This window comes from Paraburkholderia sp. SIMBA_027 (assembly GCF_046535315.1).
Classification (GTDB): domain Bacteria; phylum Pseudomonadota; class Gammaproteobacteria; order Burkholderiales; family Burkholderiaceae; genus Paraburkholderia; species Paraburkholderia tropica.
Genome location: NZ_JAWRWY010000018.1, coordinates 1 through 20,789, shown reverse-complemented (window position 1 = coordinate 20,789; position 20,789 = coordinate 1). Strand labels below are relative to the sequence as shown.

The following is a 20,789-nucleotide window of genomic DNA, read 5'->3' as shown; positions in this document are numbered from 1 at the left end:
GGTCGCTACACAACTGCGTACACGACCGCGCGCCGACGTGCAATCGCGCTTATAAAAAATTTATGCGCATAAAGTCATATTTGATTTTTAGCGCGAATGACGACGCATGCGTGGCGAAGTCGCGAAATCCCCTCGATCTCGCCGCGATCTACCCTCGATCGCCTGACTTCTTGCGCAATTCCGGCATCACGACCCGAAACGTCAGATTCACGCGCTCGCCGCTCACCGACGGCTCTTTGGGCACGCGATGCCGCCATTGCGCCTGCGTCTGCCCGCGCATCACCAGCAAACTGCCGCTCGACAAGGGAAACGAGCGCGTCACGCCGCTCGCGGCATGGCGCAGGTCGAAGCGCCGCGTGGCGCCGAAGCTCAGCGAGGCGATCACCGGTTCGGGGCCGAGTTCGGGTTCGTGATCGGCGTGCCAGCCCATGCTGTCGCTGCCGCCGCGATAGCGGTTGAGCAGCACGCTGTTGAAGCGCACGCCGCATTGCGCGGTCACGGCGTCGCGCAGTTCGGCGACGGCCGTCGTCCACGGCTGCGGGACGTTGCGAATGCCCGAGTAGATATAGACCGCGCCCGGATCGCCCTGCCACGCGGTCAGGCGCGGCTGGTCGACCCAGCCGCCCGGCGTGCGGATGCGCTCCTGACGCCAGTCCGTTTCGACGACGATGCGCGCCAGATAATCGGCCGCCGCCGCGGGCGCGAGCCAGGCGGGATGCCAGTCGACATCGGGTTGGGGCGTATCGTCGAAGAGATCGAACATCGGGTCGGAAAACGCATGCAAAGCGGAAAGCAGAGCGCGCAGTGTCGCACGGCGCGGCGCGCCCCGTCACACGACATCGGCCCGCTTGCTGCGCTTCAGACGAACAGCGCGAGATAGAACACGGCCGCGCCGATCAACGCCCCGATGAAGCAGAAGCCCTCGGCCGGCTCCTCGGTGGTTCGCGAGCGCAGCCACGCGCCGGCCACGCCGAAGAAGCCCGCGATGCCGAGCGCCACGAACACCATCACAACATCGAATAGCGCGCTGCGCCCGATCTCGAGCATGTCGATATGCTTGAGCGCGAAGTACAACACCACCGCCATGATCGAGAGGACAACGAGCGGCAGCATCACATGACTGCCCTCGCGCCCTACGTGACGACCATGAAGCCCTTGCACGACCGGCCTGGTAATTTTCATGACCCGTCTCCCCCAGAGTGCCCGAAAAAACGCGTGGACCTCGATTCGAGCATAGTCCATCGATCAGTCCGATTCAATGAACGTTTAATAGCGCTATGCAGCATGCGCGGCCCGCATAAAAATCTTGCGACGCCGCCGCGCGCCTGACAATCCAGGGTTATGCCGCACTGCGCAAGCGGCGCCGCGGCGCCGTTTGCCGGACGCCCGTCCGCACGCGGCACGATCCGTGCTGCGCCGGTAGAATGCATCGCAGCGCAAGCGCTTGCGCACGCGCGCCGATGCCGGGTTCGCCGTCCGCGCTGATGTTTGCATCGCGTGTGTGCATCGCGTTCGCATCGAGTCTGCATCGCGCTTGCTCCGCGCGCCCGACCGCGCCTGACCGCAGCCGAAGTTCCCCGCCACCGTTCCGATTCCGCACCGACCGCGCCCGCCATGCCTCGACTCTCGTTCCTGGTCCGCTTCATCGCCATCGGCATCCTGCTGCACGCCTATGTCGGCTTTCGCCTGATCCCCGATCTGCCCGTGCCCGCCGCCGTCAAATGGCTCGCGGTGCTCTGGCTCGTGCTGTCGGTGCTCGTGATTCCGCCCGGCATGCTCGCGCGGCGCTTCAAGCGCCAGCCGCTCGGCGACCGGCTCGCCTGGACCGGCATGCTGTTCATGGGCTTTTTCTCGTCGCTGCTGATGCTGACGATCGTGCGCGATCTCGTGCTCGCCTCGCTGATGACCGTCGCCGCGATCTGGCCGCACGCCGCCGATCTCGCGCGCTGGCGTACCGGCAGCGCGGCGGCGGTGGTCGTGCTGGCGTTCGCCTCGACGGCCTTCGGCTTCTTCAACGCGCGGCGGCGCGCGCGCGTGCGCAACGTCGACGTGCCGATCCGCAATCTGCCCGCCGAACTCGACGGCTTCACGATCGTGCAGTTGAGCGACATCCACGTCGGTCCGACGATCAAGCACGATTACGTCGAGCGCATCGTGCGCGCCGTGAATCAGCTCGACGCCGACGTGGTGGCGATCACCGGCGACGTGGTCGACGGCAGCGTTCAGCATCTCGCCGATCACACCGCGCCGCTCGGGCGGCTCGCCGCGCAGCACGGCGTCTATCTGGTGACGGGCAACCACGAGTACTACTCGGGCGCCGATGCGTGGGTGGCCGAGTTCCGCCGTATCGGCCTCACGGTGCTGATGAATCAGCACGTGGTGATCGAGCATGGCGGCGCGCGGCTCGTGCTCGCGGGCGTGACCGATTACACGGGCGGCCATTTCGATCCCGCGCACCGCAGCGATCCGCAAGGCGCACTGCGCGGCGCGCCCGACGACGTGAACACGCGCGTGCTGCTCGCGCATCAGCCGCGCAGCGCGCACGCGGCCGCCGACGCGGGCTACACGCTGCAACTGTCCGGCCACACGCACGGCGGCCAGATCTTTCCGTGGAATTTCCTCGTGCGGTTGCAGCAGCCGTTCACGGCGGGGCTGGAAAAGCTCGGCAGCCTGTGGGTCTACACGAGCCGCGGCACCGGCTACTGGGGGCCGCCGAAGCGTCTGGGCGCGCCTTCGGAGATCACGCGCGTGCGGCTCGTGGGCGCCCGCCCGGTCTGAGGTCGCGGCGGCAGCACCAATCAATCTGCGCGACAGACACCCCGCGAGCACACCGCGCGGGGCGCGCCCAACAAGCCGGTATCATGACCGGCAAGCTCCTCGACTGGCCTTGCCCGCCCCAACTGGAATCCCACGCTCATGGACGGCAACAAGCACCTCCACCAGACCGCCTTCTACCTGCTGCTGTTCGTCGTTTCCATCGCGCTGTGCTTCGTGCTCGCGCCGTTTTTCAGCACCGTGCTGTGGGGCGCCATTCTCGCGCTGATCTTCCAGCCCGTGCAGCGCCGCCTCGTCGCGCGCCTCGGACGCCGGCGCAATCTCGCCGCGCTCATCACGCTGCTGTTCTGTCTCGTGATCGTGATCTTCCCGCTCACGCTGGTCGCCGGCACGTTGATCCAGCAGGTCGGCTTCGCCTATGCGCAGGTGCGCGCGGGCAGTCTCGACTTCGGCGCGTTCTTCAGCCAGATCGTGCATGCGCTGCCGCAGTCGGTGCAGAACGTGCTCGCGCGCTACGACCTCATGGATCTGCCCGGCCTGCAGCAGCGACTGACGGCAGGCGCGGCGCAGATCAGCCAGTTCGTCGCCACGCGCGCGCTGAGCCTCGGGCAGAACACGCTGCAATTCATGGTGAGCTTCTGCGTGATGCTCTATCTGTTCTTCTTTCTGGTACGCGACGGCCGCGAAATCTCGCGCCTCGTGCGCGACGCCATTCCGCTCGACGAACAGCACAAGCTGCATCTGATCCGCAAGTTCACGACCGTGATCCGCGCGACGGTCAAGGGCAACGTGGTGGTCGCCGTCGTGCAGGGCACGCTCGGCGGCATCGCGCTGTGGGTCTGCGGCATTCAGGGCGCGCTGCTGTGGGGTTTCGTGATGATGCTGCTGTCGCTGCTGCCCGCCGTGGGCGCGGCGCTCGTATGGCTGCCGATCGCCATTTATTTCATCTCGACGGGCGATCTCGTGCGCGGCGTCGGGCTCGCGCTGTTCGGCGCGCTCGTCATCGGCACCGTCGACAACGTGCTGCGCCCGGTGCTGGTCGGCAAGGACACGCGCCTGCCCGACTGGGTCGTGCTGATCTCGACGCTCGGCGGCATTTCGCTCATCGGCATCAACGGCTTCGTGATCGGGCCGCTGATCGCCGCGCTGTTCATCAGTTGCTGGGACCTGCTGCGCCGCGACCAGCACAATCAGGGCGCGACGGCCGCCGCCGAGGACGACGAACTGGTCTAGCGCGACCCGGTCTAGCGCGACCCGGTCTCGCGCGACCCAGACTGTTGCGAAGCGTTCAGGATGACACGTGCAGCGGCACGCCCGCGCGCCCCTGACGCGGCGCATTCGACTCCACCGGCCCGGTCGCCGGATTCGGTCGCGCCGCCGTCCCGCCGTCCTGCGCGGCCACCGAAAAACCGAACGTATTGATGCCGTTGGCGCTGCGCACGAACACCGTGCCGCCGTGCATTTCCGCGACCGCCTTCACGATCGACAATCCGAGGCCGTGATTCTCGTGGCTGTTCGAGCGCGCTTCCTGAATGCGATAGAAACGGTCGAAGATATGCTCGCGCACGAACGGATCGAGCGGTTCGCCCGGATTCGACACGGCGATTTCCACGTGCCCGTCCTGCGGCGCGATGGTGGCCTGCAACACGGTGCCCGGCGGCGAGTGCTGAATCGCGTTGACGAACAGATTGCTCACCGCGCGCCCGATCAACGACGTATTCACCCACGCGCGCGCGTCGCCCTGCACTTGCACGCTCAGTTGCGCTTCTTCGAGCGGCATATCGAGGAATTCGAGCATGCGCTCAACCTCGCCGCGCAGCGAGACTTCCGTGAGTTCGGTCGCACGTTCGCCGCGATCGCTGCGCGAGAGGAACAGCATGTCGTTGACGATCACGCGCAATCGTTCGAATTCCTCAAGATTCGATTGCATCGTCTGCTGCAACTGCTCCACCGAGCGATCGCGCGTGAGCGCGACCTGCGTCTGCCCGATCAGGATGCTCACCGGCGTGCGCAGTTCGTGCGCGACATCCGCGTTGAACGATTCGAGCCGTTCGTAGGCCTTGTCGAGACGTTCGAGCGCGCCGTTGAACGAGGTCGCCAGTTCGTGCAATTCCTCCGGCAACTCGCCCGAATGCAGCCGCTGCCGCCGGTTCGACGGGCTCAGTTGCGCGGCCTCGCGCGACAGCCGCGTAAGCGGCGCGAGACCGAAACGCGTGACCGCGCGGCTCAGCAGCGCGACCGCGATGGTCGAGAGCGCGATCAGCACGCCGAGCGCGATACCGAAGCGCCGCAGCATGCTTTCCGTGCGCACGCAGTCGCTGCCCACCACGAGTTTCACTTCGGGACGATCGCCGCTCGCGGGCACCGTCATGCTCGTGACGATGATGTCGTAGGTGCAGCCCGGCGGTCGCACGAGCTGATGATTGTTGCCCGCGTCGCCCGTGATCGTGCCGACGATGGGCGTGCCGAAACGAAAGCGCGGATCGGGGCCTTCGACGTAGTAATGCATGCGGCTGTCGGCGGGCGAGAGATCGCGCAGCTTTTCCTGCACCGAAGCCCACTTCTTTTCGTCGGGCGCGTGCGAAACGATCAGGCTCGCGATGCGCGCGCGCGTGTCCAGCGTCTCGCGCAACTCGTTGATCAACTGGCGCTGCATCAGCAGAAACAGGCCCGTTCCCGTGAGCGTGAAGACGATCAGCGAGACCGCCGCGAACATCGCCGACAGCCGCAGCGAGATCGAGCGCTTCATGACAGCTGGCCTCCGTCCTCGCGCACTTCGAGCACGTAGCCCATGCCGCGGATCGTGTGCAGCAGCTTCGACGCGTGCGGTCCGTCGAGCTTCGCGCGCAGCCGCTTGATGGCGGTTTCCACGACGTTCGCGTTGCTTTCGAAGTTCACGTCCCAGACGAGCTCGGTGATGAGCGTCTTCGAGAGAATTTCGCCGCGCCGCCGCGCGAGCACCGACAGCAACTGAAACTCCTTCGCCGTGAGATCGAGACGCACGCCGTCGCGCGTCGCGCGGCGGCTGATCAGATCGACCTGCAGATCGCCCACCGAAATGAGCGTGGATTCCTGCGCGCGGGCGCGCCGCGTGAGCGCGCGCAGCCGCTCGACCAGTTCGAGAAACGAAAACGGCTTGGTCAGATAGTCGTCGGCGCCGTCGCGCAGACCGTGCACGCGGTCGTCCACGCGGTCGCGCGCGGTCAGCATGATGACCGGCGTGTCCTTTTTCGCGCGCACCGCGCGCAGCACGCCGAAGCCGTCGAGCTTCGGCAGCATCACGTCGAGCACGATCACGTCGAAATCGTATTCGGTGGCCATCCACGCGCCCTCTTCGCCGTCCATCGCCACGTCGACGATCCAGCCTTGCTCGCTCAACCCGCTGCGCAAATAATCGACGACCTTGCGCTCGTCTTCGATAACCAGAACTTTCATGCTTGCCCTCCGCTTCGTGCGCGGCCTCCTGGGCCGCGTCGAATGATCTTGTGTTGCTGCACGCGTGACGTTGCACGCGAGCATTGTGAGCCTATCCCTTGCCGGCGGCCGCGCCCGGCGCGGGCGTCTCGCGGCAGGTGCCCATGCTGCAGGCGAGCGCGCGGTCGTCCGCGCTCCAGCCGCCGCCCAGCGCCTTCGCCAGATATACCACCGTGGCGGCCTGTTGTCCGTGAATCTGCACTTCCTGGCGCTCGCTGGCAAGCAGTTGCTGCTCGGCGTTGAGCACGTCGATGAAGGCGACGAGGCCGCCCTGGTAGCGATCGTTGGCGAGTTCGAACGACTGGCGGGCGTCGTCGACGGCGGACTGGCCGTCGGTGGACGCGCGTTCGAGCACGGACAGCCCCGTTACCGCATTCTGCACCTCCTGGAACGCCGTGAGCACGGTCTGACGATACGAGGCCTGCGCCGACTCGTAGCCGGCCTGCGCGTAATCCACGCCCGCCGCGCGCTTGCCGCCGTCGAACAGCACTTCGCCCGCGCTCGCACCGAGCGACCACATCAGGCTCGGCACCGAAAAGAGGTTGCTGAAGCGCGTCGATTCCCAGCCCAGCGTGGGCGAGAGCGTGAGGTCCGGAAAATACGCCGAACGCGCCACGCCGATCTGCGCATTGGCCGCCGCCATCGCGCGCTCGGCCGACGCCACGTCGGGCCGCCGCTGCAACAGCTCGCTCGGCAGGCCGGTTGGCAGCGCGGGCGTGGGCAGCGGCGTCACTTTCGGCGCGAGCACGAACTCGGGCGCGGGCTTGCCGATCAGCACCGCAATCGCATTCTGATCCTGCTGACGCTGGTTTTCGAGCAGATGCACCTGGGTTTTCGTGGCGTCGAGCTGCGCCTTCTGCTGAAGCAGATCAAGGCCCGAGACCGCGCCCAGATCGTGTTGCGCGCTCACGAAATCGAGCGCTTTTTGCTGCAACGCGATCGAGCGGTTCACGACGTCGATTTCATCGTCGAGTTCGCGCATCGCGAAGTAATCGGTCGCGAGTTCGGCGGTGAGCACGAGGCGCGCGTTCGCGAGATCGTCGCCGGCTTCCTGCGCGGACGCCTGCGCCGACTCCACCATGCGCCGGATGCGCCCGAACAGATCCAGCTCGTAGCTGATGGTCGGGCCGACCTGGATATCGTTCTGCACGGTCGACATGTTCGGCGTGACGTAAGTCGTCTGTGGCCGGTTCGCGGAGATGCGTTCGCGCGCGATGCCCGCGCCGAGCGACACCTGCGGGGCCTGTTGCGACGACACCGAACCGAGCGTCGCGCGCGCCTGCGCGTAGTGCGCGACGGCCACGCGCAGCGTCTGGTTTTCGGCGAGCGCGGCGTCTTCGAGACCATCCAGCTCCGGATTGCCGAACGCCGCCCACCAGCGCGGATCGAGCGGCGCGTGCGCAGGCTGCGCGGCGTGCCAGTAGGCGTCGGCGGGATCGACACGCCACGCGGCCGGACTCGCCGTCTGCGGCTTCTGATAGTCCGGGCCGACCGTGCAGGCCGCGAGTCCCGCCACGCCGATCAGCATCAGCAGCGCGCGCGCCTTCGAAGGGAAGCTCGTTGCGCTCACGTCGTGCTCCGCTTCGCGCTGTCGTTCGTGCCGCTCGCACCGCCTGCACCGCTTGCACCGCTCGCATGCGGCGCGACCACGACGACGCTGTCGCCATCGGCGATCGAATCGCTCGGATTGAGCACGACACGATCGGTCGGCTCGATGCCGCGTCCGATTTCGAGCGTCTGGCCGAGATCCTGCGCGATCTCCACGGGCTTGAGGCGGATCTTGCCGTCCGCATCGACGACCGCGAGGCGCGGGCCTTCCGCGCGGAACAGCAGCGCGTTGCCCGGCACGGTCAGGCGTCCGTGCGAATCGGTTTGCAGCGCCGCCTGCACGTAAGCGCCCGGCAGCAGCTTGCCGTCGTGATTGGGCAGCGTGATTTCGACCTGCAACGTGCGCGTGGCGACGTCGATCGCCTGCGACGTATGCGTGACCGTGCCGTCGAAGGTCACGCCGGGCATCTCCTGCTGCGTCACGCTCACGTGCTGGCCGAGCGCGACGTGCGGCGCATCGCTTTGCGGCACGTCGAGATACAGCCGCAGCGGATCGGACTGCGCGATCGCGAACAGCGCATGCCCCGCGCCGCCGTTGCCCGAATTCACGAGGTCGCCGATATCGACATTGCGCTGCGTAATCACGCCCGTAATCGGCGCGACGATACGCTGGAACGACTTGGTCTGTTGCAGGCGGCGCACGTTGGCGTCGGCGGCGGCCAGATTGGCGACGTCCTGGTTGTACGCGCCCTGGCGGTCGTCGAGTTCCTGCTGCGAGACCGCATCGCGCTGACGCAACTGCTGCGCGCGCTCGAACGAGGTCTTCGCGAGCGAGAGCGTCGACGCCGACTGATCGCGCTGCGCCTGCGCCTGCGCGAGTTCCTGGTCGATCTCGGGCGTGTCGATTTCCGCGAGCAACTGGCCCTGCTGCACATGCGCGCCGATATCGGCGTACCACTTCAGCACGTAGCCGCTCGCGCGCGAATAGATCGGCGCTTCCACGTAGCCGCGCAGCGTGCCGGGCAGCACGATGCGCCCGTCCGCGCCCGCAGCCTTCGGCAGCACGACGCTCACGTACTGCTGCGCGTTCTGCTTCGTCACGTCGGCGAGATGATGCGCGTTCATCACGTTGGAGACGATCGTGCGCGCGGCGCCCGCCGCCAGCAGCACGCCGACCACGATCACCGCGATACGCGCGCGCTTGCCGGCCTGGCCGCGCGCGGGCAGGTCCATGCCCTGCTCGCCGCCCACGGCGATGTCGAGGGAAGAATGGTGGTGAGGTTCGTTCATGTCATCGGCCAGAATATGCGGTTGTCGAGCGTCCTTGCATCACGTGCGGCGGCGTTGCGCCTCGCGTTCGCGCCGGGCTTCGGCGCGATGCGCGAGTCGCGAATGCACCGTCGCGAACATGAGCGGAACGAAGAGCAGCGTCGAAACGGTGGCGAACAGCAGCCCGCCGATCACGGCGCGGCCGAGCGGCGCGTTCTGCTCCGCGCCTTCGCCGAGACCGAGCGCCATCGGCACCATGCCGATCATCATCGCGAACGCGGTCATCAGCACGGGGCGAATCCGCGTCGCGCCCGCTTCGAGCGCGGCGGCCAGCGGCGTCGCGCCCGCGGAAAGACGCTGGCGCGCGAACGACACCACCAGAATGCTGTTCGCGGTCGCCACGCCCACGGTCATGATCGCGCCCGTCAACGCGGGCACGCTCAGATGCGTGCCGGTGATGAACAGCATCCACGCGATGCCCGCGAGCGCGGCGGGCAAGGCGCTGACGATGATGAGCGGATCGGCCCACGACTGGAAGTTCACGACGATCAGCAGATAGACGAGCACCACGGCCATCGCAATGCCCACGCCCAGGCCGATGAACGACGAGCGCATCGTGCCGATCTGCCCGCGCATCGTGACCGTGGTGCCGCGCGGCGCGTGCGCCTGCACGTTGCGGATCAGCGCGTCGATATGCGCGCCCACCGAACCGAGGTCGCTGCCTTCCACGCTCACGAGCACGTCGATCACCGGACGGATGTTGTAGTGCGTGACGAGCGCCGGGCCGTCGTGCGGCTTGAGCTGCACGAGATTGCTCACGAGTTGCAGCGGTGCGTTCGCCGTGCTCGCGTGCGCCGAAACCGGCGTGTTCATCACTTCGTTGACCGACGCTTCGCGATATTGCGGCGTCTGCACCGCGAGCGGATATTCCACGCCGTTCTGCGGACTGACCCAGAATGCGGGCGATGTCTGCGAACTGCCCGAAAGCGCGATCAGCACATCCTGGGCCACGATTTGCGGGCTCAAATTCAGTTGCTGCATGCGCGAGCGGTCCATCGCGAGCATCAGCGCGGGCTCGTCGTTGCGCTGCGCGATATGCGCATCGACCGCGCCCGGCAACTGGCGCACCTGCTTGAGCAGCGTGCTCGCGAGCGCCATGTCCTTGTCCAGATCGGAACCCACGACCTGCACGTCGATGGCGGCGGGCTGACCGAAGTTGAGAATCTGCGTGATGATGTCGGCGGGCTGGAAGAAGAATTCGATGCCCGGAAAACGCTGCGGCAACAGCGTGCGCAACTTGTCGATATAGATGCGCGAAGGATCGTGATCGGGCGTCAGCGCGATCTGGATTTCGCCGTCGAGCGTGCCCATCGTGCCTGAATTGCTGTACGAAAGATTGATACCGCTATACGGCAAACCGAGGTTGTCGACGATGGTCGCGAGTTGATCGGGCGGCACGACGGTACGGATCGTTTTCTCGACTTCATCGGCCAGACGCGCGGTTTCCTCGATGCGATAGCCGGTGGGCGCGCGCATATGCAAACGGATATTGCCCGCGTCGACGGACGGAAAAAAATCGCGGCCGAGAAAGAACACGAGTCCGAGCGAGAGCACGCAGAACGCGAGAAACGTGCTGCCGAACAGGCGTCGGCGCGCGAGCAGCAGACTGAGCAGCGCGATGTAATTCGCGCGCACGCGTTCGAAGTAATGATTGAAGCGCAGATGCACGCGCGTGAAGCCGGAAACGCGCGCGCCGGGCTGCGCATGCGCGGTCGGATCGTGACCCGCGAACAGCAGCATCGCGAGCGTCGGCACCAGCGTACGCGAGAGAATGTACGACGCGATCATCGCGAACACCACGGCTTCCGCGAGCGGCACGAACAGGAAGCGCGCCACGCCCGTGAGGAAGAACATCGGCACGAACACGATGCAGATGCAGAGCGTGGACACCAGCGCCGGCACCGCGATTTCGCCCGCGCCTTCGAGAATGCCGGTGTGCAGATCGCTGCCTGAATGCAGGTGCCGTTCGATGTTTTCGATCGTCACCGTGGCGTCGTCGACGAGAATGCCGACCGCGAGCGCGAGCCCGCCCAGCGTCATGATGTTGATGGTTTCGCCGAGCGCGTAGAGCGCGATGATCGAGGCGAGAATCGACAGCGGAATCGACACCGCGATGATCAGCGTGCTGCGCCAGTTGCCGAGGAACAGCAGGATCATCGCGGCCGTGAGCGCGGCGGCGATCAGCGCTTCGCGCACCACGCCCTGCACCGCCGCCGACACGAAGATCGACTGATCGAACAGCGGCTGGATCACGAGATCGGCGGGCAGCGTGTCGCGCACTTTCGGCAGCAGATCCTTGAGCGCGCCCACCACTTGCAGCGTGGAGGCGTCGCCGCTCTTGAGGATCGACATCAGCACGCCGCGCTGGCCGTCCTGGCGCACGATGTTGGTCTGCGGCGTGAAGCCGTCACGTACGTGCGCGACGTCGCCGAGATAGGTGGTCGCGCCGTTCACGGTCTGCACGGGAATGCGGTTCAGGCCCGCGATCGTGTCCGGCGAGGCGTTGGTATCGACGCGGAATTCGGTCTGGCCGAGCTTCGCGGTGCCGGTCGGCAGAATCAGGTTCTGCGTGTTGACCGCATTGACGATGTCGGCGGGCGTGAGACCTTTGGCGATCAGCGCGCGCGTGTCGATGTCCACCGAAATCACGCGCGTCTTGCCGCCGTACGGATACGGCACCTGCGCGCCCGGAATCGTGATGAGCTGCGGGCGCAGGAAGTTCATCGCGATATCGGCGAGCGCCTGTTCGCTCATCGACTTGCTCGACAGCCCGAGCTGGATCACCGGAATGCTCGACGCCGAATAGCTGATCACGAGCGGCGGCGTGGCGCCCGGCGGCATCTGCTTGAGCTGCGCCTGCTCCGACGCCACGGCCTGCGCGATCGCGGTCTGCAGGCTCGCGCCCGGTTGCAGAAAGAGCTTGATGATGGCGATGCCGGGCAGCGACTGCGACTCGATGTGCTCGATGTTGCTCACCGTGGTCGTCAGGCTGCGCTCGTTGACCGAGGTGATGCGCTGCGCCATGTCCTGCGCGGAAAAACCCGTGTACGACCAGATGATGCTGATGACGGGGATGTTGATGTTCGGCAGCACGTCGGTGGCCATCGACATGAGCACGAACGGCGTGGCCAGCACGATCAGGATGGCCATCACGATAAACGTGTAGGGCCGCTTCAGCGCGAGATTGACGATCCACATGGGGCAGGTTGTGCGAGCGGTGGTGACGGCACGGACGAGGCGAACGGCGCTGCGGGCGTCGTCCGGCCGGGCTTCATATCGGGTTCGGACCGGATGCAGATCCGGCTCTGGCGGGTCCGCATCATAGGCAATCGCGGTGGCGCATGCGTGGCGCGAAGATGGCGCGTTTGACAGTCACGCACCGCCCCGCGCCCGCGCTTGCCGCGCAGCGGCATCGAGCGTCCCGGCGGCGCGCCTCGTGCGGCGAGGCGCGGGCTTCAGTTCACGAGGCGCAGACGGTCGGGCTCGCGCACCTTGCGCGCATGCGCGGTCGCGCGGCGACTCGACGCGGGCGCGTCGCAGCCCGCGAGCGCCGCTTCCTGCTCGGCGAGCACGAGCGGCACCTTCTCGCGCAGAAACTCCACGAACGTGCGGATCTTCGCGTCCAGATAACGGCGCGAGGCGTAGAGCGCGAAGATGTTCAGCTTTTGCAGACGATGCGAAGGCAGCACGCGCACGAGCGAGCCGTCGGCGAGTCCGGGCAGCGCCACCGGCACCGGCAGCGGCCCGATGCCCATGCCCTCGCGAATGGCGAGCGCGAGCGCCTCGGGGTTGTTCACCTGGAACGGCGTCACGCCGGTGTGGCGAAACGTCTCGCCTAGCGGCCCTTCGGACACCCACTGGCCGGCGGTCAGGCTCGCATCGGTGAGATGCAGGCAGGTGTGCGCTTCGAGATCGTCGAACGAGCGCGGCACGCCGCGCGCGCGCAGATAGTCGGGCGAGGCGCACAGAATGGCGGCGGTGCTGCCCAGATGCTGCGAGATCAGCGCGGAATCCTCGAGTTCGGCGGCCACCACCACGGCCACGTCGAAGCCTTCCTCGATGATGTCGGGCATCTGCTGCGCGATCGTCAAGTCGACCGAAACATCAGGCAAATGCTGCTGATAGCGCGCGATCAGCGGCATCACGTAATGCTGGCCGAAACTGGTGCCGCCGTAGACGCGCAGCTTGCCGGCCGGATTCGCGTGCGCGGCGGCGGCCTCGGCTTCGGCCTGATCGATGTCGGCGAGAATGCGCTTGCAGCTTTGCAGATAGCGCTCGCCCGCCTCGGTCAGCGACATGCGCCGCGTCGTGCGGTTGAGCAACCGCGTGCGCAGCCGCGACTCCAGGTCCGTGACGGCGCGCGAGACCTGCGCCGTCGTCATCGTTTCGTTCGAGGCGGCGCGCGTGAAGCTGCCCGACTCCACCACCCTCACGAAAATCCGCATGTTGCGCAGCGTGTCCATCAGCGACTCCTCTCCATCGTCTTGCTCTTTCTGGCTTGATTCATTGTGAATGGCGCCAGTCTCGCCTGGCGGCCGTGGCTGGACGCTGACCTGTAAATGACAGCCGCGCCAGCTTGGCTAGCCGGGCGCGCCCGCGTATGATCCACGGCGCTACCGCAGCGCGGATCGCAAGGGCGCGCAGCCGCCCGGCAACGCATCCCGCGCGCCGTTTTTCATGACAGAACGATGACTTACGAATTCGCCTTGCGCCTTCTCGCGGCGTTCGCCTGCGGCGTCGCCATCGGACTGGAACGCCAGATGCGTCAGCGCACGGCGGGCCTGCGCACCATCACGCTCGTCGCCAGCGGCGCGTGCCTGTTCGTCACGCTCGGCGTGCTCACGGGCAACGGGTCGAGCGGCGTCACGCAGATCGCGGCCTACGTGGTGTCCGGCGTCGGCTTTCTCGGCGGCGGCGTGATCATGCGCGACAAGGGCTCGATTCAGGGCATCAACACGGCCGCCACGCTCTGGTGCTCAGCCGCCGTGGGCGTGCTGTGCGGCGCGGGGCATTACGTGCCGGCCGTCGCGGGCACGGCGGTCGTGCTGCTCACCAACACGGTGCTGCGCGAGGTGAGCCGCATCATCAACCAGTCGCCGGTGTCGAACGCCGATCTCGTGAGCGTCTACGTACTGACGGTGGTGTGCCGCGAGGAGGACGAGATCCACATTCGCACGGTGCTCTCGAATTCGATGTACTCGACGCCGCTGTCGTTTCAGAGCCTCACGAGCGAGGACGTGGACGGCCAGCCGCAACGTCTGCGCGTGACCGCCACGCTGCGCCTGCATCCGAAATACCAGCCCAAGCTCGAACAGATGGCGAGCCGGCTGAGCATGGAAAAAAGTGTCTCCAGCGTGAGCTGGACGGCGGCGGAAACCGAGGCTGCGCCCGAATAAGCCTCTGCGCTCGCAATACATACGGATTCCTCACGAAATCCTTACTATCGCATTGCTGTTTTGTTTCACTTTCTGAAACACGCCCCGGCAGATTTCAAGAACTGTCAATTCTGGCCCGCTTTCGTGGACGCGCTTTCGACCCTCGGCTAAGCTCGATACACCGTGACTTCGTTCACGCCAACAAGGGGGAATCCAATATGCAACACGGCATCATCGGCTGGCTCATCATCGGCGCAATCGCGGGCTGGCTCGCGGGTCTGCTCGTCAAGGGCGGCGGCTTCGGATTGATCGTCGATATCATCGTCGGCATCGTGGGCGCGTTCATTGGCGGCTGGCTCGCGGGCGTCCTGCACATCAACATCGGCGGCGGCATGATCAGCTCGATCATCACCGCCATCGTCGGCGCGGTCATCCTGCTGTTCGTGATCCGGCTGGTCCGGCGAGCGTAGCGCGGCAGCCTCGCCCAAAAGAAAACGGGAGCACCTTCGCAGGTGCTCCCGTTTTTTTATGCGCGTGTTTTAAATACGTCGCTTACGCGCGGCTTGTTTCGCCATGCTTACGCATTCGCGACGAGACCCTCGCCCACTTCCGGCAGCATCGAGCCCGTTTCGTTGTAGCGCAGATGCATCTCGTACGCCTTCGCGAGATTGTGCGGCGTCTGACCGCCGTGCTTCAGCGCGTCGCGATAGTAGTCGCGCAGCAGGTCGCGATAGAGCGGATGCGCGCAGCGGTCGATGATCAGCGCGGCACGCTCGCGCGGCGCGAGGCCACGCAGGTCGGCGAGACCTTGCTCGGTCACGATCACATCGACGTCGTGCTCGTTGTGATCGACGTGCGGCACCATCGGCACGATGCTCGAAATCTTGCCGTCCTTGGCGATGGCCTTGGTCGCGAAGATCGCGCACGAGGCGTTGCGCGCGAAGTCGCCCGAGCCGCCGATGCCGTTCATCATGTGCGTGCCGCCCACGTGCGTGGAATTCACGTTGCCGTAGATGTCGCATTCGAGCGCGGTGTTCAGCGCGATCAGACCGAGACGGCGGATCACTTCCGGATGGTTGCTCACCTCTTGCGGACGCAGCACGAGCTTGTCGCGATAGCGGTCGAGTTCGGCGAGCACCTGTGCCTGGCGCGGCGCGGAGAGCGTCATGGAAGCGCCCGATGCGAACACCATCTTGCCCGAGTCGATCAGGTCGAAGGTCGAGTCCTGGAGCACTTCCGAATACATCGTGAGCGCTTCGAACGGCGAATCCACGAAGCCCGACAGCACCGCGTTCGCGATCGTGCCGATGCCCGCCTGCAGCGGCGGCAGTTGCGCGCTCATGCGGCCATGCTTCACTTCGTGCTGCAGGAAGTCGATCAGGTGGCCGGCGATGCGCGCGGTTTCCTCATCGGCGGGCAGCACGGTCGAGGGGCTGTCCGGCTCGTTCGTGATGACGATGGCCGCGATCTTCTCCGGCGGAATCTCGATGGCCTGCGTGCCCACGCGATCGTCCACGCGCACGATGGGCAGCGGATCGCGATGCGGGCGGCGGCCCGGAATCCAGACGTCGTGCAGACCTTCGAGACCGAGCGGCTGCGCGAGATTGATTTCGACGATCACCTTCTCCGCGAGAATCGCGAAGCTCGCCGAATTGCCGACCGAAGTCGTGGGGATGATGGCGCCGGTTTCGGTGATGGCCGCGGCCTCGATGATCGCGAGGTCGAGCTTGCCCAGCAGATTCGCGCGCAGCATCTCGACGGTCTCCGAGAGATGCTGGTCGACGAACATCACTTCGCCGCGATTGATGGCCTTGCGCAGCGTGGTGTCCACCTGGAACGGCAGACGGCGTTCGAGCACGCCCGCTTCGGTCAGCATGCGGTCCACGTCGTGGCCGAGCGAGGCGCCGGTCATGAGCGTGATACGCAGCGGCTCTTTCTCTTCACGCGCGCGGCGCGCCAGCTCGATCGGCACGGCCTTCGTGTCGCCGGCGCGGGTAAAGCCGCTGGCGCCCACGCGCATGCCATTGCGCACGAGTTGAGCCGCTTCGGCGGCCGAGGTAATCTTCCCGCGCAAGGCGGCACAACGGATACGGTCTTCGTACATCAAAGTCTCCACAAACTCTCTGATCGCCAAGTGCCCTTTTCAGGTCTCGCTTCGGCGGTTTGCATTTACGGATTGTGCAAAACAGTTTTGCAGCCGGAAATGCGCAAAGCCGCAGGACCCATACGCAGGCGCCGCGGCAAGAATCTCAAGCGTGCGCCAGCACATCGCGGGCGGTTACTCGATCTCAGCTACCAAAATAAATGTTGCAGAAGCTGACCGGTCCGACGCATTCGTCTTTGACGGCCGACTTCGCGACTTCGCGCGCGGGCGCTTGCGCGGCCGATTGAACCGCGCCTTGTGCGACCTGCTGAGGGACGCTCGCTGCCGGTGCTTCGCTCTGTGCATAAGCAGCGGCGGCGGCAAACAGCGAACAGGCAACAACAGCGATCTTCAGGGACTTCATTTCACTCTCCAGTGCTAACGGGTACTGCCGAAGCAGTGATGTGACTATATGACTCACGCCTGGATAAATTAAGAAGCCCGGCTGGAAGGCATTCTTCCAAGCCACGCGAGGATCGCGCGCGGGTCAAACGTTAAAGCACATTGAAGCGTTCGTTCAATGCGACAGATCAATGAGAGTTCGAATGCGATCGCGGCCAGAACGGCCGGCCGCGCGCGGCGCGGCGCGCGAGGGCGCCAAGGGGCGCATCGCGGTCGATCAGCGCGCTGCGAATGAAGTGCAGATGGCTCAGGATGCGTTGCACGTCGTGACGGCGCTCACGGTCGTGCTGGACGGACGGCAGCGCCTCCTGGGCGATCCATGTGGCCCCGCGCAGGGCGCTCAGCGTGCGGTCGAGCTGCGCCGCGTCGGGGTGCTCGAACAGGCCCGAGATATCGTCGAGCAGATGCCCGAAGCTCACGCGCCAGCGCGGATTGACGAGATCGAGCCACGCGGCATGCTCCACCTCGCTGCGCAGGTCGATCACGGCATGCCCCACTTCGAGCGTCACGAGCATCCAGCGCAGCGCGCGCCGATGCGCCTGCTTGCGGCCGTTGAGCAGCAGACGCAACTGGTGCATCAGATCGTGCGCGCCGGACTGGAACTGCTGGTTCAGGCCCGCCAGTTCGCCCCGGCACGCGATCACGACCTGACCGCGCAGCGCGACGCACATACGCGCCACGAGCCAGTTCATGTGAGGCGGGAACACCACGGCGAACGCAAGCGCGGCCACCACCATCGCCGCCACGACGGCGAGACCGTTGTTGACCAGCAGATCGGGCGTGTACGAGATGACGTTGTCCGGCCCGGCGAGCAGACACAGGAACACCGAGAAGCCCACGCCGAAGCCCGCGATGCGCGGCCGCGTCGCGAGGAACGCGCCCAGCGCGAGCAAGGGCGCGAGCGCCGCGCACAACAGCGGAAATCCATCGACGTTCGGATAGACGTAGCACATCAGCCAATAGCCGACGACGGCGGCGCAGCCCGCGCCCGCAGCCATCTGAAACGCCATGCGCGTGGCACGCGGCGCCGACGAGGTGAGCGCGCACGTGAGCGCCCCGGCGATCATCGCGAGACCGCCGCTCGGCCAGTCGGTTTCCACCCAGAACCAGCCCAGCGCGGCGACCACCACGGCCGTGCGCATGAAGGTGAACGCGACCACATACCAGCTCGTCCGCGGCACATAGCGCGTGACGCGCGGCTCGGGCGGCAGCCCGGCCTGCGTGAGCGACGCCCACGTCCGGCTGTAACGCGCGATCTCCGACGTGAAGCGATAGATCAGCTCCGCCGTGGTATCGAAGTCCTGCAGCACGTCGGGCGCATTCGTTTCGAGCGGACGGCGCGTCTCGCGCACGTGACGCGGCAGCGTACGCTGAAAGGCTTCAAGACTTTCAGCGAGACGCAGCGCATACGTTCGATCGGTCTCGCCCTGGCGCGGACGCTGCGCGAGCGCTCCCGCAAGTTCGCTGAAATATGGCGCGAGCGGCGCGATGGCCTCGTCGGTCCAGCGCAGCCGCTTCTTCAACTGGCGCAGCGCGTGCAGGCGGGCGCACACGTCCATGAACTCGCCGTTGAGGCGCGCGAGCAACTGGCTACGCGCGCGCATCGTCGGATCTTCGAAAAATGAGAAAGCGCGCGTGGCTTCGAAACCGACGATCTCGTCGACAAGGCGCGCGAATCGTCCTTCGAATGCGCCCCTTTCAAGACCGCCTGACAACACGCCAGCAGCGAACTGAGTAAAATCGAGATAACGAGTGCGCAAGGTGCGCTCAAGCACCGAGCCCGTTTGACGGGGCACGATGACGGCGCTGACCACCCCGGAGCACAAGATGCCCACGGCCACTTCCGCCCCGCGTCCGAGCGCGGCGAGAAAGAGGCCATTGGGCTGCATCACGAGCGGGATGCCGATCAGCGCCGCGGTATAGCCGGCCAGCACGAACGCGTACCAACGAAAATGCCGATTCCGCATGGCAGCCGCCGTACAGGCGGCGACCCACACCGTCATCCCCGCGATGTAGAGCTCGGGCTGCTGGATAAACACGGCCCCGAGGACCACCGCCGCCACCATCCCGACCGCCGTGCCGACGATGCGGTACACGCTCTTCGCGAACACCATGCCGGAGAGCGGCTGCATCAGCACGAACACCGTCGTCATCGCGATACGCGGCTGCGGGAGATCGAGCAGCATCGCAATGCCCATCGCCAGCAAACCCGCCGTGACCGTTTTCAGCAGGTGCAGCCAGATCGCGCCATGGCCGGCTCGCCATTCGCGCAGGCCGCGCCGCGCCGCGCGCCAAAGAATTTCAGCGCGCCGACGCGAGTCGATCGCTCGATGTATCGCTGGCTGGCGGTTCATGGACTGCGGACTACGCTCGGAATGATACGAAGAATGCCGCTGCTTACGCAGGGCAGAACAACGTGGTTGCACGGGGCCGGAGCGTGCGGTGATCGCGAATCCACTCTGGCCGACAGGCGCCGATTGTAGGAGCCTCACTGGAGCGAATTAACGGGAGGGACGGGGAACGTCCGTTCCAGATCGCTCAACAATGTGAGGGTCTGCAAGGCGGACAATATCGTTTTCGCACCGAACAAGAACGTTCAGAAGAAGGTCTGATGGATACGCTACAAAATATGCGGGTGTTTGTCCGCGTCGTCGAAGCCGGCAGTTTTACTGCCGCGGCTCAATCGCTCGATTCGACGACGGGTGCGATGTCTCGCGCAGTCTCGGAACTCGAGGCGCATTTGCGCACGCGTCTGCTCAATCGCTCGACGCGACGGCTCGCGCTGACGCCTGCGGGCGAGCGCTATCTCAAGCGCTGCAAGCAGATTCTCTCCGACGTCGACAGCGCCGAAGAAGAAGCGAGCTGCGCGCATGAACGCCCCGCAGGCGCGTTGCGCATGCACAGTTTCGCGAGTATCGGCCAGCAATATGTGCTGCCCGCGATCTCGCGTTATCGCGCGCTGCATCCGGAAGTGACGTGCGAACTCACGCTCTCGCAGCGTCTGCCCGATCTGTTCGAGGGCAGCAGTGACGTCTCGGTGATTACGGCGGCTTCGTTGCCGAACTCGGATCTGGTCTCGCACCAGTTGGGTTCGACGTGCAGCATTCTGTGTGCGTCGCCCGGCTATGTGCATACGCACGGCGCGCCGCGCACGCCCGCCGATCTCGCGCATCACGACTGCCTGATTCTCAAGACGCCGACGTCGCCCGCGCACGAATGGACGCTTGAAGGTCCGGAAGGCGGCGTGGAAATGCACGTCGACGGGCCGGTGCAGGTGAATATCGCCGAGTCGCTCGCGGTTGCGATTCGCGAAGGCATGGGTATCGGCATGCTGCCGGTCTATGCGGCCATCGAAGGGCTGCGCAATGGCACGCTCGTGCGTGTGCTTCCGCAACACATTCTGCAGAAAGTTAACGTGTACGCGCTGTATCCGTCGCGCAAATTCGTCGATGCGAAGACGAAGACGTGGGTGGAATTTTTGCGCGCGCATCTCCCGCAGGTGATTGCCCGCGATATGGCGCTGCTCGAGGAGCTGACGCAGGAACAACTCGTCGATGCCGCGTCGATCACGACGCCTGATGCCCTGACTGCGGCTCAGAAGACCGAGGATTAAATCTGCGTGATTAGATGGCGAAGGCAAAACGGCCGTCCCTTGGGACGGCCGTTTGCCAGCAAACTGGCTAAGCCGCGAGGTTTACGAACGAGACGGATTTTGGCGACGCGTATTTCCCACGCCCAAACGC

At 65.8% G+C, this 20,789-nt stretch carries 16 protein-coding genes; 5 read left to right on the top strand and 11 right to left on the bottom strand.

Annotated features, from left to right (window positions below):
- Window positions 1–148: 148 nt before the first annotated feature.
- Together SB764_RS29490 and SB764_RS29485 are read right to left on the bottom strand one after the other, a co-directional pair.
- Window positions 149–763 (bottom strand): alpha-ketoglutarate-dependent dioxygenase AlkB family protein, encoded by a 615-nt coding sequence (locus SB764_RS29490; RefSeq protein WP_065059421.1) that lies wholly within the window; start codon window positions 761–763, stop codon window positions 149–151.
- Between the two features lie 95 nt (window positions 764–858).
- On the bottom strand, window positions 859–1,182 hold the full coding sequence (locus tag SB764_RS29485) for a hypothetical protein (RefSeq protein WP_065059420.1): 324 nt from the start codon (window positions 1,180–1,182) through the stop codon (window positions 859–861).
- A 432-nt stretch (window positions 1,183–1,614) separates the two neighbouring features.
- Here SB764_RS29485 and SB764_RS29480 point away from each other — a divergent pair, with 432 nt between their 5' ends.
- Both SB764_RS29480 and SB764_RS29475 read left to right on the top strand, forming a co-directional pair.
- Window positions 1,615–2,778: a metallophosphoesterase gene (locus tag SB764_RS29480; protein ID WP_074986706.1), complete on the top strand. Its 1,164-nt coding sequence runs from the start codon at window positions 1,615–1,617 to the stop codon at window positions 2,776–2,778.
- Between the two features lie 138 nt (window positions 2,779–2,916).
- Entirely contained in the window at window positions 2,917–4,008 is a 1,092-nt protein-coding gene (locus SB764_RS29475) for an AI-2E family transporter (protein ID WP_110328436.1), read from the top strand.
- Window positions 4,009–4,063: 55 nt separating this feature from the next.
- Here the strand turns inward: SB764_RS29475 and SB764_RS29470 are convergent, their stop codons facing one another.
- The 6 genes from SB764_RS29470 to SB764_RS29445 form a co-directional block, all read right to left on the bottom strand.
- Window positions 4,064–5,524, bottom strand: coding sequence for a heavy metal sensor histidine kinase (locus SB764_RS29470; RefSeq protein WP_080180691.1), 1,461 nt, complete (start codon window positions 5,522–5,524; stop codon window positions 4,064–4,066).
- The gene (locus tag SB764_RS29465; protein ID WP_065059417.1) at window positions 5,521–6,210 is read right to left on the bottom strand and encodes a heavy metal response regulator transcription factor; all 690 of its coding nucleotides are present in this window, start codon (window positions 6,208–6,210) and stop codon (window positions 5,521–5,523) included. Before SB764_RS29465 ends, SB764_RS29470 begins: the two co-directional genes overlap by 4 nt.
- 91 nt (window positions 6,211–6,301) lie before the next feature.
- A complete protein-coding gene (locus SB764_RS29460) occupies window positions 6,302–7,777 on the bottom strand; it encodes an efflux transporter outer membrane subunit (protein WP_410865878.1) in 1,476 nt (491 codons plus the stop codon).
- Window positions 7,778–7,815: 38 nt separating this feature from the next.
- Entirely contained in the window at window positions 7,816–9,087 is a 1,272-nt protein-coding gene (locus tag SB764_RS29455) for an efflux RND transporter periplasmic adaptor subunit (protein WP_321902642.1), read from the bottom strand.
- 39 nt (window positions 9,088–9,126) lie between these two features.
- Complete coding sequence (locus tag SB764_RS29450; protein ID WP_336753801.1) at window positions 9,127–12,324, bottom strand: efflux RND transporter permease subunit; 3,198 nt, start codon at window positions 12,322–12,324, stop codon at window positions 9,127–9,129.
- Window positions 12,325–12,581: 257 nt separating this feature from the next.
- Window positions 12,582–13,589, bottom strand: coding sequence for a LysR family transcriptional regulator (locus SB764_RS29445; protein WP_065059414.1), 1,008 nt, complete (start codon window positions 13,587–13,589; stop codon window positions 12,582–12,584).
- A gap of 225 nt (window positions 13,590–13,814) precedes the next feature.
- On the opposite strand from SB764_RS29445, the gene SB764_RS29440 reads away from it, so the two are divergent.
- The gene (locus SB764_RS29440; protein ID WP_074986712.1) at window positions 13,815–14,522 is read left to right on the top strand and encodes an MgtC/SapB family protein; all 708 of its coding nucleotides are present in this window, start codon (window positions 13,815–13,817) and stop codon (window positions 14,520–14,522) included.
- A 197-nt stretch (window positions 14,523–14,719) separates the two neighbouring features.
- Complete coding sequence (locus SB764_RS29435) at window positions 14,720–14,971, top strand: GlsB/YeaQ/YmgE family stress response membrane protein (RefSeq protein ID WP_065059412.1); 252 nt, start codon at window positions 14,720–14,722, stop codon at window positions 14,969–14,971.
- A 107-nt stretch (window positions 14,972–15,078) separates the two neighbouring features.
- On the opposite strand, the gene SB764_RS29430 is transcribed toward SB764_RS29435, so the two are convergent.
- From SB764_RS29430 to SB764_RS29420, 3 genes are all read right to left on the bottom strand, one after another.
- Entirely contained in the window at window positions 15,079–16,605 is a 1,527-nt protein-coding gene (locus tag SB764_RS29430) for an acetyl-CoA hydrolase/transferase family protein (RefSeq protein WP_065059411.1), read from the bottom strand.
- Window positions 16,606–16,789: 184 nt separating this feature from the next.
- A complete protein-coding gene (locus tag SB764_RS29425) occupies window positions 16,790–17,008 on the bottom strand; it encodes a hypothetical protein (RefSeq protein WP_065059410.1) in 219 nt (72 codons plus the stop codon).
- A gap of 166 nt (window positions 17,009–17,174) precedes the next feature.
- Window positions 17,175–19,400, bottom strand: a complete 2,226-nt coding sequence (locus tag SB764_RS29420; protein WP_410865846.1) for an FUSC family protein — start codon at window positions 19,398–19,400, stop codon at window positions 17,175–17,177.
- A gap of 257 nt (window positions 19,401–19,657) precedes the next feature.
- On the opposite strand from SB764_RS29420, the gene SB764_RS29415 reads away from it, so the two are divergent.
- Window positions 19,658–20,659 carry a LysR family transcriptional regulator gene (locus SB764_RS29415; protein ID WP_065059408.1) on the top strand — a complete coding sequence of 334 codons (1,002 nt, stop codon included), beginning with the start codon at window positions 19,658–19,660 and terminating at the stop codon, window positions 20,657–20,659.
- Window positions 20,660–20,789: the final 130 nt, after the last annotated feature.